Raw genomic sequence first — 14,674 nt, 5'->3', positions numbered from 1 at the left:
AAGGGATTAAGGATTTTAAATATTTAAAAAATCCGTGTAAATAAATTCATCTACCTATAAAAATTCATTTCATCCAAATATTCCCAAACATGTTCTGGTAGCATGGGTTTGATGTTTTTACCTGCTTTAATAGACTTGCGTATAAAGGTTGAAGAAAGCTGTATTATTGGTGCTTCTACACGATGAATACGTTCGTGGTTATCAAACTGTGTTGCTACTTTTCCTTCCGAAATTCTAGGATACACATAAATGGCATTGTTTTCTAGAATTTGCTCGTAGTTTTTCCACTTATGAAAATTCTTCAAGTTGTCTTCTCCCATAATCAAACTAAAGGCATGATCTGGATGTTTTTCTTGAAGATGCGTTAATGTGTTGATGGTGTAATTTGGTTGCGGTAAACCAAACTCAATATCACTAGGTTTAAGTTTTATATAATCTTTGGTTGCTTGATACACCATTTCTAATCGTTGGTAGTTATCTAGCAGCGTACTTTTCTTTTTAAAAGGATTGTGTGGTGTTACTACAAACCATACTTGGTCTAAATCGCTATACTCTGCTAAATGATTAGCAAGTATTAAATGACCAATATGAATAGGATTAAAAGACCCAAAGTATAAACCAACTTTCATTTTAAGCTTCTTTTTTAGGGTTTACAAAATCACCAACTAAATTTTCTGCTTCTAATAATGCTTTTTCTAGATTATCATTTTCAATAATAATATCAAAAAGAGGAGCAGTAGCAAGTTCTGCACTCGCTTTTGCTACACGCATATTAATTTTATCGTCAGTTTCGGTTTTGCGTTTTTTAAGCCTAATTTTTAACTCGTCAATACTTGGTGGTTTTACAAAAACAGATAATGTTTCTTCTGGGAATTTTCGTTTTATACGTAAACCACCAGAAACATCAATATCAAAAATCACATTTTTACCTAATGCCCAAAGACGCTCTACTTCGGTTTTTAAAGTACCATAGAAATTATCTCTATATACTTCTTCCCACTCTAAGAAATCGTCGTCTTTAATATGTTGTTTAAATGCACTTGCCGATAGAAAGTAGTAGTCTTCGGCATGTGCTTCGGTACCTCTTTTTTCTCTTGAAGTTGCAGAAATAGAAAATGCTAGATTTAATGCTTCTTGTTTTAATAAGTGCCTAACAATGGTTGTTTTTCCAGATCCTGAAGGAGCGGAAAACACTATTAGTTTACCTTTTTCTGTATTGTTTTTAGTCAAATCCTATTTTTTTTAATCGCTGAGAAAACCTCAGTGTAATATTTAGTTTGGAATGCGCTTTGTTTTATTAAAGTACATTTAGTAATTGTTCTTTAATTTTTTCTAGCTCATCTTTCATCTGAACCACTAATTTTTGCATTGGCGCATAATTACTTTTAGAACCAATAGTGTTGATTTCTCTACCAATTTCTTGACCAATAAAGCCTAATTTTTTTCCGTTAGAATCGTCAGAGTTTAAAGCAGAAACAAAATATTCTAAGTGGTTTTGTAAACGCACTTTTTCTTCTGTAATATCAAACTTTTCGATGTAATAAACCAGTTCTTGTTCAAAACGATTTTCGTCTACCTTTTCTTTTAAATCGTCTACCCCTTTACGTAAACGTTCACGAACCCCTTCAATACGTTCTGGATCCATTTCTATAACTTGTTCTAATAAGTTTGCAATGGTTGCAATTCTATCGTTAAAATCTGCTTCTAGAACTTTTCCTTCGTCTAATCTGTAGGTATCAATTCTGCTTAAAGCTACTTTTATTTCGGCTAAAATAGTACTCCATTCGTTTTCGTCTATCTCGGCTTTTTCAGTATTTAAAGCATCTGGAAAACGAACAGCCATTTTTAATAACTCGGTTTCGTCTCCATCAACTACTTCTCGTAACTGATTCATGTATTGTTTTACAACAGGTTTATTAAGTTGCGTTGTAGTTTCTTCTCCTGTCATTTCTACATAAATCGAAAAATCTATTTTTCCACGCTCTAGTTGTTTACCAATAAGTTTACGAAGGCTTAACTCCTTTTCTCTATAAATGGAAGGCATTCTAGCATTTAAGTCTAGGTTTTTACTGTTTAGAGATTTAACTTCTAAAGTGATTTTCTTTGTTGGTAATTGCAAAACAGATTTACCATAACCTGTCATAGAATGAATCATAGGATTTTTATTTAAGTTTTACAAAGGTAACGAAAACAATAGGTTTAGAAAACACAATTTATAGTATGCATGCATAATATATTTATGTAGATTTGTTGTTCAAAATTTATACTATGTACACAAAACAATTTGAAATACGTTGGAGTGATGTAGATGCTAATAGACACTTAGCAAACTCGGCATACACTAATTTTATGAGTCATACTAGAATGGCTTTTTTAATGGAACATGGCTTTACTATGAAGGAGTTAGCGATACATAATATTGGTCCAGTGGTTTTTTACGAACACATGCATTATTTTAAAGAAGCATTTATGGGGCAACCTATTACGGTTAGTTTAGAAGTTTCTGGTTTAAGTGAAGACGGAAAGTTTTTTAAATTCGATCATAATTTTTATAATCATAAAGGCGAAAACATCGCGTTTTGCGAAATGATGGGTGCTTGGATTGACCTAAGAGCGCGTAAAATGACAGATTTACCAGATGTATTATTAGATCTGGCTAATGCTTTTCCAAAATCGGAGAACTACAAAGTACTTACCAAAGAAGATACTAGAGCAAATGGTAGAGCTCCAAAAAATCTAGTGCTATAATTTTACTCCTTTAATCGAGGAGTTTTACTTACTAAGTATACGCCAGAAAAAATAAGAAGCATCGCTACTATTTTTACAACGTTTAAAGTGTCTACTCCCATAGAAATAGCAAATATTCCTGCTATTACTGGTTGTAGATAAATAAAGGTTCCAACTGTTGAAGCCTTTAGGTTTTTTAAACCTAAAGGGTTTAACATGTAGGTGAAAAAAGTAGCTCCAATAATTACAAAGCCTAAAGAAAAGTATACATAAGGAGAAAAAGTTTCCCATTTAATCTCTTGCACATCTTGATATCCAAAAGGTAGCACCATAAAAAATCCAATTACAAATAGCCATTTAATAAAAGTAAAAGGATGGTATTTTTCGGTAAGTTTTTTTATGATAATGATGTATATACTATAAGAAACTGCATTGGCAAAAACCATCACATTTCCTAAAAGCACATTATCTCCAAGACGCGTCGATTTACCATAGACCGAAAGTACTATTGCTCCTGCAAAGCCTAAAAGTATACCTGTTATTTTAAGGCCTGTAATTCGTTCTTTTAAAAATAGCGCAGAAAATACCAATATAATTATTGGCGTAGTAATCATAATTACCGAAGCATGAATGGGTGTAGTGAGTTCTAAGCCTCCTAAAAATAGTAACATGTTTGTTGCAATACCAAAAACGGCCGCTAGGAAAAAGATTTTATAGTCTTTTTTATCTATCTTTTCTTTTGGCATAAAAGCATCCAAAATCCAAAATAAAATAGCAGCTCCAATAATGCGTAGCAAAACAAGTCCAAAAGGTTTTATGTAGCCTTCATTCATGATAAACTTTGCAAAAGTGAAGTTTAAACCATAAAGTAGTTGTACCAAAAAAACAGCAATTAAGGCAAAGGTTCTTTTATGCATTTAAAACTTGTTTTACTGCTTCCACATTTGCTTTAGAGTTTCCTATAAAAATAGCATCATCAATAATAAAAACGGGACGACTTAAAAAGGTGTAATGCTCTAAAATGTAGTGTTTGTAATCTTTTTCGGTTAAAGTCTGATTTTTTAAATCCATTTTCTTGTACAAGGTAGCACGTTTACTAAAAAGTGCTTCGTAACTTCCAGCTAAATCTTTCATTTGTTCTAGCTGATCTGCTGTAATTTTCTCTTTTTTAATGTCTTGTAAGATGAAATCAGAAGGAAGGTTTAATTCCTTTAAAATTCGAATACAAGTACTACAGGTTTTTAGATAGTATACTTTTTTCATGCTGTACAGGTTTAAGTAACAAAGAACGTCATTTAAACTAAAAAAATAATTACTTTTAAGCAAAAAATAGAAACATGAATTGGGCCTTTGATATTACTTTGAAAAACAGAAAATTATTAGAATCCATTATGGAAAACCATACTTTGGAGCAGCTAAATAAAGTTCCGGAAGGTTTTAATAATAATATCATTTGGAACATTGCACATACTATTGTTACCCAACAATTATTGGTGTACAAATTATCTGGTTTGCCTTCCGTTTTAAGTGATGAAATGATAGAGGCTTATAGAAAAGGAACCAAAACGGAACGCGATCTAACTCAAGCGGAAGTGGATGAAATTAAAGGTTTATTGTTTTCTACAATTGAAAAAACAAAGGAAGATTATAACAACAAACTTTTTAGAAGTTATAATGAATATACCGTGTCTACAAAAAGCACTTTAACAAACGTGGAAGAAGCTATAGATTTTAATACCTTTCATGAAGGGATTCATTTAGGTTATATTTTAGCGCTTAAAAAGTCGATATAATTATATTTTTAAATACGTGTTTGCTACTTGGTAAGGAATGGTAAATTCTACAATTTCCTTTTCAAAAGCACCAACACTAAAATTGTCATATAGAATAATCACGCCTTCTTCACTAAACCCTAAAGTTTCTGGGAGTTGAAATTGGTTGTCGTTTAAAAGGTTATCGGCATCTGTAAATGTAGAATTTACTTCTTTATTATAATATTTTTCTACCAAAGTGGTAAATTCTTCTACATTATTTATTAAATCCTTAGTAGTTAATAAGTTTCCTGTATTGGTGTCAAAATTAAAAAAACGTAATAGTAAACTACTGTTTGCTGCTCCGGTATTTATACTAGAATTCATAGCTATACAAGCAAAATCTACCTTGTTGTAAATAACTTCACCATCAATCAAAGCTTCCCATTTAGGAAGTTCTTCTTTCAGTTCTTCACTAATAAATGTATTAAAATTAGCGTACGCATTATTGAAATCTTGTATGCTTTCCTCAAGGGTTTCTTTTTTTTCCATAGAAGCATCAATATGCAATGCATTACACACAAAAGTATTAAGTGTGGTGTTTATTTTTTCTGCTGCTTGCCCTTTTCCTATTGCTTTAGGCATATTTATTTCTATAGTAGTTGTAGTTTCTTTTAAAATATTTATTTCAGAAAATGTAAGCGTTGCACTTTCTTTTTTACAAGAAGAAAAAACTAGGAACAGAATAAGTAAATGAATAAATTTCAATATAATAATGTGTTAAAAGTTAAAGATAGATTAAAGGTATTGTTTCGGTTTGAATCCAACGAATTAAAAGGTATTTTTATTGTAAATAAATGTACAAATGAAGTTTAATACAAAAACAATTCATGGCGGACAAAAGCCAGATCCGGCTTATGGTGCAGTAATGCCTCCAATATACCAAACCACAACCTATGTGCAAACTGCTCCGGGAGAACATAAAGGCTATGCATATTCCAGAAGTCATAATCCTACTCGAAATGCTTTAGAAAATGCGCTTGCTAGTATTGAAAACGGAAACTTCGGATTGGCATTTGGTTCTGGTCTTGCAGCAATAGATGCAGTTTTAAAACTTTTAAAATCTGGTGATGAGGTGATTTCTACTAACGATTTATATGGAGGAACCTACCGTTTATTTACTAAAATTTTTGAAGGTTTTGGTATTAAGTTCCACTTTGTAGGGATGGAGGACGTTAGTAATATTGAAAATTATGTAAATGCTAATACAAAACTTATTTGGGTAGAAACACCAACAAATCCAATGTTGAATATTATAGATATTAAAGCCGCTGCAGGAATTGCTAAAAAGCATGATATTTTATTAGCTGTAGATAATACCTTTGCCACACCCTATTTACAACAGCCATTAGATTTGGGAGCAGATATTGCAATGCATTCTGCAACTAAATATCTTGGTGGACATAGTGATGTGGTAATGGGCGCTTTAGTAGTAAAAGATAAAGATATAGCAGATAAATTATACTTTATTCAAAATGCAAGTGGCGCAATTTGTGGTCCTCAAGATAGCTTTTTGGTTTTAAGAGGAATAAAAACACTGCATGTAAGAATGCAACGCCATTGTGAAAATGGTAAAGCTATTGCAACATATTTAGCAAAACATTCCAAGGTAGAAAATGTGTATTGGCCAGGGTTTAAAAATCACTCGAATCATGAAATTGCAAAAACACAGATGCGTGATTTTGGAGGTATGGTATCCTTTACAACAAAAGGAAATAATTATGATGAAGCGATTAAATTAGTCGGAAAATTAAAAGTATTTACCCTAGCGGAATCGCTTGGTGGCGTAGAATCTCTTGCTGGTCATCCTGCAAGTATGACGCATGCAAGTATACCAAAAGAAGATCGTGAAAAAACAGGAGTAGTAGATTCTCTTATCCGTTTGAGTGTTGGTATAGAAGATGCTATAGATTTGATTGCAGACTTAGAGCAAGCTTTAGGGTAAAACTATATTACAAACAAAAAAAACTCTAGGATTAGCTAGAGTTTTTTTGTTTTATGATTTTAAATTTTTTAGTCTAAATAATAAATGTAACCAAAGTTTAGCCATAATAACCAATCATTAGCCTTATTAGAATCTAAGGTATGGTTTAATCCATCTACCCAGTTACTATAAAAATATTGTGTTCTTAAATCGATCATTAAATCGGAAAGCACATTAAGTTTATAACGTACTCCAACACTCGCAACCGTAGACCAAGTACTTCCAGAGGCATCGCTAATCACATCGGAAACCGAAGTTTGGCCATTTACCCAAGGACCGAAAAAATTATTTGGGTCTAGAATATTTCCACCAGGTTCATCGGTATATACTTTAGGGTTATAGGAAGTGTAATGCACTCCAAAACTAGCAAAAGGAGCAAATCTATATGCGAAACCTTGAAAAGATCTAATACTTAAAGGAAAGTATTCTAATTGCATACCAATATCAAAATTGTTTGCTTCTCCGTGATGTGTTCTAAGTTGATCGTAACCTGCTCCAGGATTATCTACCCATTGTCCAAAATGATCTAATTTTGTTTTATTCCAAGAAAGTTCACTTCGTAATTTAAAGTGATCGTTAAAATAAGTGTCTGTAGAATAACAGTTACAATCTGCTCTATAAGCAAAGTTTATATAGTGTACTAGACCAATACCTATACCTGTATTTCCAGCATCTGTTTCAAAATTATTTCTAACTCCAAAATCTGATTGCATAGCTACAGGGCCAGCAATGATACCTATTTCATGCGAAAACCCTAATTGGGATACGGCAGCGTGTGTTCCTATAATAAAGAACAAAATAAGGGTTAATTGTTTCAAATTAAACATGGTATGATTTCAAGATTAGAGCAAAATACGTACAGCAAATATATAAATTAACGCCAAATCAGCAAATTTATCAGATAAAACGATGATTTATTGTTGTTATATCTTGAGGTAACAACCAAATCTAATAAATTATTATTCAATACGCATTGCTAAAAAGAAAAAAATAGCATATAATTTTTAAAGATAATGTATATTTGTGCACGTATAATTAGATATATAATATTTCTCAAAATTTCATAAAATGAAAAATAAAATTGAAGCTTTTTTAAATATAGTAAAAGAAAAGAATAGTCATGAGCCAGAGTTTATGCAGGCTGTTCATGAGGTAGCAGAAACGGTTATTCCGTTTATTGAGAAGAATCCTCAATACCAAAATAAGATGTTATTAGAGCGTATGGTAGAACCAGAACGCACAATAATATTTAGAGTTCCTTGGATAGATGATCAAGGAAATACCCAAGTTAACAGGGCTTTTAGAGTAGAATTCAATTCTGCAATAGGACCTTATAAAGGAGGGTTGCGTTTTCATCCATCTGTAAACTTAAGTATCTTAAAGTTTTTAGGATTTGAACAAGTTTTTAAAAACTCATTAACCACTTTGCCAATGGGTGGAGGAAAAGGAGGAAGTGATTTTAACCCAAAAGGAAAAAGCGATAACGAAGTAATGCGTTTTTGTCAATCTTTTATGAGTGAATTGTTTCGTCATATAGGAGCAAATACAGATGTTCCTGCAGGAGATATTGGAGTTGGTGGTCGTGAAATTGGCTATATGTTTGGTCAATATAAAAGATTACGTAATGAATTTACCGGTGTTTTAACAGGAAAAGGAATTTCTTATGGAGGTTCTTTAATACGTCCAGAAGCTACAGGTTATGGAACCGTGTATTTTGCTAAGAATATGTTAGCAACGAAAGGGGATTCGTTTGATGGAAAAACAGTGGTTATTTCTGGATCTGGTAATGTAGCGCAATATGCTTGTGAAAAAGCAACAGAATTTGGTGGTAAAGTTGTTACTATGTCTGATTCTTCAGGATATATTCATGATGCAGATGGTATTAATGCCGAAAAATTAGCTTTTATAATGGAAGTTAAAAATGTGAAACGTGGAAGAATAAGTGAGTATACAGAAAAATATACTACCGCAACTTTTCATAAAGGCGAAAGACCTTGGAGTGTAAATTGTGATATCGCATTACCATGTGCAACGCAAAATGAATTAAATTTAGATGAAGCAAAAGCTTTAATAAACAACAACGTTATTGCAGTTGCAGAAGGAGCAAACATGCCAACAACACCAGAAGCAATTGAAGCTTTACAAGAAGCAAAAGTGTTGTTTTCACCAGGAAAAGCGTCTAATGCAGGAGGTGTTGCTACCTCTGGTTTAGAAATGAGTCAAAACTCTTTACGTTTCAATTGGACACGTGAAGAAGTAGATGCTAAATTAAACCAAATCATGAATGATATACATGAATCATGTGTTACTTATGGTACACAAGAAGATGGTTATGTAGATTATGTACAAGGAGCAAATATTGCTGGATTTGTAAAAGTAGCAGATGCTATGTTAGCACAAGGTGTAGTATAACATTTTATTTATTATAAAAAAAAAGCTTCCTAACCAGGAAGCTTTTTGTTTTTAATATATTATTTTAACACAAAACTCGTTAGATATAAATATATTTGAAGTTGAAGATTTAAGTTATGATTAAAAAAATTGCACTATTTCTAATTTTTATATCCCCAATATTTTCATTTGCACAAGACTATTCTGCGGAATGGCAAGGGTATTTTTCTTATTATGACATTAAAGATGTTTCTCAGGGTAATAATAAAATATATGCAGCTGCAGAAAATGCAATTTTTAGTTATGATATTGAAACCAATGAAATTGAAACAATAACTACGGTTAATGGTTTGTCTGGTGAAACAATTTCTAAAATTCATTACAGTGAAGCGTATGAACTGTTAATTGTAGGGTATGAAAATGGTTTAATAGAGATTGTTTTTGATGATATGGATGTCGATGTGTTAACTATTGTAGATATACTTGAAAAACCAACCATACCTCCTACAGATAAATTTATTAATCATTTTAATGAACATGACGGTTTAGTTTATATTGCAACAGAATACGGTATTTCTGTTTATGATTTAGATCGTTTAGAGTTTGGAGACACATATTATATTGGTAGTCAAGGGTCTCAAATAAGAGTAAAGCAAACTGTAGTTTATAATGACTTTATTTATGCTGCATGTTTAGATGGCAATGGTGTTAAAAGAGCGCCATTAAGTAGTAATAATTTAGTGGATTATGAAGAATGGGAGCGCATAGCTACAGGGAATTTTTTGGTAATAGAAAAAAACAATGATATTTTATATGCAGGTAAATTTGATAGGTCCTTTTTGCAGTTTGAAGCTGATGATTCACTAACCGGACTCGTAGTATATGATGATCAACAAGTAGACCTTAGAAGCGTTAATAATTATTTAATTGTAACCACTGAAAATGATGTCTTTGTTTATGATGGTAATTTCACACAAATAGCACAAGTATCTACCAGTGCTGATTTAGATACAGAATTTACATCTGCTACAATAGATGACGAGTATTTGTATATTGGAACTGCAGACTTGGGTTTAATAAAAACATTAATTTTAAACCCTGTTACTTTTGAAGTAATATTACCTAATGGTCCGCTTTCTAATTCTGCTTTTTCTATAAAAGCTTCTGCTAATAATCTTTGGGTTACCTATGGTGATTATACTTTGGCTTATAATCCTTTTCCTCTGAGATCAAGAGGTTTTAGTCATTTAAAAAAGGAAGAATGGAAAAATGTTCCTTTTGATAGTGTGCTTGGAGCTAGAAATTTAAACATCATTTCTGTTAACCCTTTTGTAGAAAATCATGTATTTATAAGTTCTTTTCAAGACGGATTGTTAGAAGTAGAGAATGACGTGCCAATAATTTTATTGGATGAAACGAATAGTGGTATAGAATCTTTTGTAAACCCTAATAACCCTAACTCACGAAGTATACGTCAAAGTGCATCTAATTTTGATAGAAATGGCGTGTTGTGGACTATGACAGGAAGAGCAGATAGGCCATTAAAATCGTATGACCCCTCTACTAACCAATGGCAAGGTTATGCTTTTTCAGAAATTTTAGGAGATCCATTTAATGATGAATGGGGCTATAGTGAGTTGGTTATAGATAATAATGGAACTAAATGGATAGGAGGTTATTTTAAAGGAATTATTGGTTATAATGAAAATAATGCAGACGTTAAAACTGCGGCAATATTTTCTGAAGAACAAAACAACATGCCTTCAAGCATCGTTACAGCGCTGGCAGTGGATAATAGTAATCAAATATGGATTGGTACAGACAAAGGATTAAGAGTTTTATATAATACGTCTTCCTTTTTTACAGACCCAAATTCTCAGGTAAGTTCTGTTATTATTTTAGAAGAAGGTGTGGCAGAAGAACTATTGTTCCAACAATTTATTACAGATATTGAAGTAGATGGTGCTAATAATAAATGGATTAGTGTATTAGATTCTGGTTTGTTTTATTTTTCATCAGACGGACAAGAAACCATTTACCATTTTACCAAAGATAATTCACCTTTGCCAACAAATAACGTAATAGATTTGTCTATAGATTCATCTAATGGAACCGTTTATGTAGCAACAGATAAAGGATTAGTATCTTTTAAAGCTGGCGGATCTTCTGCTTTAGAAAATTTAAGCGATGCTTTTGTTTACCCCAATCCTGTTAGACCTACATTTAATATGGATCAGGACAAAGTGAAAATTAAGGATATTTCAGAAAACGTAAACATTAAAATTACTGACATTGAGGGTAATTTAGTTGCAGAAGCAGAAACCAGAACCAATTCAAGATATAAAGGGTATAATTTAGAAATAGATGGAGGGACTGCTTTTTGGAATGGTAGAAACTTATCTAATAATACGGTAGCTTCTGGTGTGTATTTAGTAATGCTTTCCGACTTAGATACTTTCGAAACTAAAGTTTTAAAAATAATGGTCATTAGATAATGATTGCTAAAACCAACGCCATTGTTTTATCTAAAATAAAGTATGGCGATAACGATTTAATTATAAAATGCTATACCAGAGAATTTGGCGTCGTGAGTTTTTTGCAAAAAGGCATTTTAAAATCTAAAAAAGGCAAGGTAAAAAAAGCATATTTTCAATTACTAACACAGCTTCAATTAGAAATAACATACCAAGACAATAGATCCCTTCAATATATTAAGGAAGTAAAACCGCATGTTATTTATGCTACCCTTCACAATGATATTTTAAAAAGTACCATTGTTATGTTCTTATCGGAAGTATTATCTACATCCCTTCAAGAAGAAGAAAAAAACGAATCGCTTTACGAGTATTTAGAAACCACTTTGCAATGGCTGGATATGCAGCGTAGCTGTTCTAATTTTCATTTATTGTTTTTATTGAAGCTCACCAAGCACCTTGGGTTTTATCCAGAACAAAACCTAAATAACGCTGCTTTTTTTAATTTAAAAGATGGCCGATTTCAAGAAAAACCAACAGATTTTTATAGTACTTCCGGAGAAAATTTAACGCTTCTAAAACAGTTGCTAGGCACAATTTTTGATGACTTATCTGAAATTAAAATTAACGCAACACAAAGGCAGGCTTTTTTAACTATGTTACTGTTGTATTTTGATTTACATTTGGGGAGTTTCAAGAAACCGAAATCCCTAGAAATTTTTAATCAAGTTTTTAATACCTAACATGAAGCATTTTTGTATTCTTATTTTTTGCCTTTTTGCCAGCCTTTTTACCCAAGCACAACAAATAACAGTTATAAATAAGGAAACAGGCGAAACCTTGCCAAGTGTTGCTATATATAACCAAAGTAAAACGAAAAGTACCATTACCAATCTAGATGGTAAAGCAAGTTTAGATGCTTTTAAGGCTTCCGATATTTTATACTTTCAACACCTTTCTTATAATGTATTTTCTATTTTAAAGTCTAAAATAACAGCTTCAAAAGTAGCACTTACTGCTAATGCACAAGATTTAGAAGAAGTGGTAGTATCTGCTTCCAAATTTAAACAGAGTAAAAAAGATATTCCGCAAAAAATAACCAATATAAGTGCTAAAGATATTCAGTTTTCCAATCCGCAAACAAGTGCCGATTTATTAGAACAATCTGGTCAAGTATATATTCAAAAAAGTCAATTAGGTGGAGGAAGCCCAATGATTAGAGGTTTTTCTACCAATAGACTACTACTTACTGTAGACGGCGTACGTATGAATAATGCTATTTTTCGTGGTGGTAATCTTCAAAATGTAATATCTGTAGATCCTTTTAGCATTCAAAATACAGAGGTAACGCTTGGTGCTGGTTCTATTATTTATGGTAGTGATGCTATTGGTGGAGTGATGAGCTTTTATACCAAAACACCAAAATTATCGTATACCGACTCTCTTAAATTTAACGCCAACGCTGCGGTTAGATATGCTTCGGCTTCTAATGAAAAAACAGGGCATTTGGATTTTAATATCGGACTCAAAAAATGGGCGTTTTTTACCAATGCGAGTTATACCTATTTTGATGACTTAAGAATGGGGTCTCATGGTCCAGATGATTACTTAAGACCAGAATACGTAGAGACCATTAATGGTGAAGATGTTATGGTAGCAAATAGCAATCCGAAGATTCAAAAATTCACAGGTTATGATCAAATTAATCTGATGCAAAAAGTACGCTATGAAGCATCCAATGATTTAAGTTTCGATCTAGGTTTGTATTATTCTGCAACTTCAGATTACCCAAGATACGATAGATTAATACGTTATAAAGGTGATGATTTACGTTCTGCACAATGGGATTACGGCCCACAAAAATGGTTTATGTCTCATTTCGGATTAACGAAACTAAGTAGTGGTTCCGACTTATACGATAAAATAAAATTTGTAACCGCATATCAAAACTTTCAGGAAAGCAGAATCGATAGAGATTTTCAATCCACAATTCAAGATAATACCGAAGAGCATGTAGATGCCTATTCTGCAAATCTGGATTTCGAAAAACGATTAAGCCCGAAAACAGAACTATTCTATGGTGTAGAATATGTCTATAATCAAGTGTTTTCTAAAGCATACGCAAAAAATATAGAAACCAACGAAACCGAAGCGATTGTAACCAGGTATCCAGATAATTCTAGTTGGCAATCGGCAGCAGCGTATGCGAGTTTAAAGTATAAACCAAATACCAAGTTTGTTTTACAATCGGGTATTCGTTATAACCACGTTTCCTATAAAGCAGATTTCACAGAAAACAATGTATTTTTAGATTTGCCATTCGATACTACTAAAAGTGACTTTGGCGCATTTACAGGAACCGCAGGAATAAGTTGGTTGCCTAATAAAACTATACAATGGAAATTGAACGCATCTACCGCATTTAGAGCACCAAATATTGACGATGTTGGTAAAGTTTTTGACAGCGAACCAGGAGCAGTAGTGGTACCAAACGAAAACCTAAAACCAGAATACGCCTATAGTGGTGAATTAGGACTGAAATTAGATTTCAATAATGTATTCATTTTAGATCTAGCAACCTATTACACCTATTTAGACGATGCCTTAGTACGACGCGATTTCACCTTAAATGGCGAAACCGAAATCATGTACAATGGCGAACTAAGTCAGGTGCAAGCCATGCAAAACGCATCTAAAGCATGGATTTATGGTTTTGAAGTTGGTATGAAAGTCAATCTATCTAAAAAAATACAGTTTAGCTCACAATACAATGTGATTGGTGGTACCGAAGAAGATCATGACATCGAAGTTCCGGTAAGACATATTGCACCAAATTTTGGAAATACACACCTTACGTGGAAATCGGATAAACTAAAATTAGATGCTTTTGCAGAATATAATAACGAGTTATCGTTTCTAGATTTAGCGCCTTCAGAAATAGAAAAAGATTATATTTATGCATTAGATAACAACGGAAATCCATATTCTCCTTCTTGGTATACACTAAATTTTAGTGCGCAAATGGAGGTCTATAAAAATACTACAGTGACCGCGAGTTTAGAGAATATTACAGATCAACGTTATAAGACCTATTCCTCTGGTATTGCTGCTCCAGGAAGAAATTTAATTATAGCAGTGAGCTATTCTTTATAATTGTATAGCTGGCTTAATTTGGGCGTTTATTACTTCGCTTAAGCTTCGTAATACCAGGCTGTACATTATATCTTTTTATGTTTTCAGGAGTAGGATAAGCATAATACAAAACAGCAACTATACTACCTGTTAAA

Annotated in this window: 14 protein-coding genes; 7 read left to right on the top strand and 7 right to left on the bottom strand. The window is 32.4% G+C overall.

Annotated elements, in window-relative coordinates:
* Nucleotides 1-50 precede the first annotated feature (50 nt).
* From nadD to FG167_RS04730, 3 genes are all read right to left on the bottom strand, one after another.
* On the bottom strand, nucleotides 51-629 hold the full coding sequence (gene nadD / locus FG167_RS04740; RefSeq protein ID WP_203460274.1) for a nicotinate (nicotinamide) nucleotide adenylyltransferase: 579 nt from the start codon (nucleotides 627-629) through the stop codon (nucleotides 51-53).
* Between the two features lies 1 nt (nucleotide 630).
* Nucleotides 631-1,230 (bottom strand): guanylate kinase, encoded by a 600-nt coding sequence (gene gmk, locus FG167_RS04735; RefSeq protein WP_203460273.1) that lies wholly within the window; start codon nucleotides 1,228-1,230, stop codon nucleotides 631-633.
* A gap of 67 nt (nucleotides 1,231-1,297) precedes the next feature.
* On the bottom strand, nucleotides 1,298-2,155 hold the full coding sequence (locus tag FG167_RS04730) for a YicC/YloC family endoribonuclease (protein WP_055444271.1): 858 nt from the start codon (nucleotides 2,153-2,155) through the stop codon (nucleotides 1,298-1,300).
* Nucleotides 2,156-2,268: 113 nt separating this feature from the next.
* Here FG167_RS04730 and FG167_RS04725 point away from each other — a divergent pair, with 113 nt between their 5' ends.
* Entirely contained in the window at nucleotides 2,269-2,748 is a 480-nt protein-coding gene (locus FG167_RS04725) for a thioesterase family protein (RefSeq protein WP_203460272.1), read from the top strand.
* A 2-nt stretch (nucleotides 2,749-2,750) separates the two neighbouring features.
* On the opposite strand, the gene FG167_RS04720 is transcribed toward FG167_RS04725, so the two are convergent.
* Both FG167_RS04720 and FG167_RS04715 read right to left on the bottom strand, forming a co-directional pair.
* Nucleotides 2,751-3,644: a DMT family transporter gene (locus tag FG167_RS04720; protein WP_203460271.1), complete on the bottom strand. Its 894-nt coding sequence runs from the start codon at nucleotides 3,642-3,644 to the stop codon at nucleotides 2,751-2,753.
* Complete coding sequence (locus tag FG167_RS04715) at nucleotides 3,637-3,990, bottom strand: arsenate reductase family protein (protein WP_203460270.1); 354 nt, start codon at nucleotides 3,988-3,990, stop codon at nucleotides 3,637-3,639. Before FG167_RS04715 ends, FG167_RS04720 begins: the two co-directional genes overlap by 8 nt.
* 74 nt (nucleotides 3,991-4,064) lie before the next feature.
* On the opposite strand from FG167_RS04715, the gene FG167_RS04710 reads away from it, so the two are divergent.
* Nucleotides 4,065-4,520 carry a DinB family protein gene (locus FG167_RS04710; RefSeq protein ID WP_203460269.1) on the top strand — a complete coding sequence of 152 codons (456 nt, stop codon included), beginning with the start codon at nucleotides 4,065-4,067 and terminating at the stop codon, nucleotides 4,518-4,520.
* On the opposite strand, the gene FG167_RS04705 is transcribed toward FG167_RS04710, so the two are convergent.
* Nucleotides 4,521-5,246, bottom strand: a complete 726-nt coding sequence (locus tag FG167_RS04705) for a PdaC/SigV domain-containing protein (RefSeq protein WP_203460268.1) — start codon at nucleotides 5,244-5,246, stop codon at nucleotides 4,521-4,523.
* A gap of 97 nt (nucleotides 5,247-5,343) precedes the next feature.
* Between FG167_RS04705 and FG167_RS04700 the strand changes: the two genes are divergently transcribed.
* Nucleotides 5,344-6,483, top strand: coding sequence for a cystathionine gamma-synthase (locus tag FG167_RS04700; RefSeq protein WP_203460267.1), 1,140 nt, complete (start codon nucleotides 5,344-5,346; stop codon nucleotides 6,481-6,483).
* Nucleotides 6,484-6,551: 68 nt separating this feature from the next.
* Here the strand turns inward: FG167_RS04700 and FG167_RS04695 are convergent, their stop codons facing one another.
* Nucleotides 6,552-7,349: a glutamate dehydrogenase gene (locus FG167_RS04695; protein WP_203460266.1), complete on the bottom strand. Its 798-nt coding sequence runs from the start codon at nucleotides 7,347-7,349 to the stop codon at nucleotides 6,552-6,554.
* Nucleotides 7,350-7,590: 241 nt separating this feature from the next.
* Between FG167_RS04695 and gdhA the strand changes: the two genes are divergently transcribed.
* The 4 genes from gdhA to FG167_RS04675 all read left to right on the top strand — a co-directional run bounded on the left by gdhA (nucleotide 7,591) and on the right by FG167_RS04675 (nucleotide 14,540).
* The gene (gene gdhA, locus FG167_RS04690) at nucleotides 7,591-8,934 is read left to right on the top strand and encodes an NADP-specific glutamate dehydrogenase (RefSeq protein WP_203460265.1); all 1,344 of its coding nucleotides are present in this window, start codon (nucleotides 7,591-7,593) and stop codon (nucleotides 8,932-8,934) included.
* 116 nt (nucleotides 8,935-9,050) lie between these two features.
* On the top strand, nucleotides 9,051-11,408 hold the full coding sequence (locus FG167_RS04685; RefSeq protein WP_203460264.1) for a two-component regulator propeller domain-containing protein: 2,358 nt from the start codon (nucleotides 9,051-9,053) through the stop codon (nucleotides 11,406-11,408).
* Complete coding sequence (recO, locus tag FG167_RS04680; protein ID WP_203460263.1) at nucleotides 11,408-12,130, top strand: DNA repair protein RecO; 723 nt, start codon at nucleotides 11,408-11,410, stop codon at nucleotides 12,128-12,130. The genes FG167_RS04685 and recO overlap by 1 nt, the downstream gene beginning before the upstream one ends.
* Nucleotide 12,131: 1 nt before the next feature.
* On the top strand, nucleotides 12,132-14,540 hold the full coding sequence (locus tag FG167_RS04675) for a TonB-dependent receptor (RefSeq protein ID WP_203460262.1): 2,409 nt from the start codon (nucleotides 12,132-12,134) through the stop codon (nucleotides 14,538-14,540).
* Nucleotides 14,541-14,674 lie beyond the last annotated feature (134 nt).

The organism is Lacinutrix sp. WUR7 (genome assembly GCF_016864015.1).
GTDB lineage: Bacteria > Bacteroidota > Bacteroidia > Flavobacteriales > Flavobacteriaceae > Oceanihabitans.
Note: the sequence above shows the minus strand (reverse complement) of the source record. Positions and strands in the feature narration are given on the sequence as shown.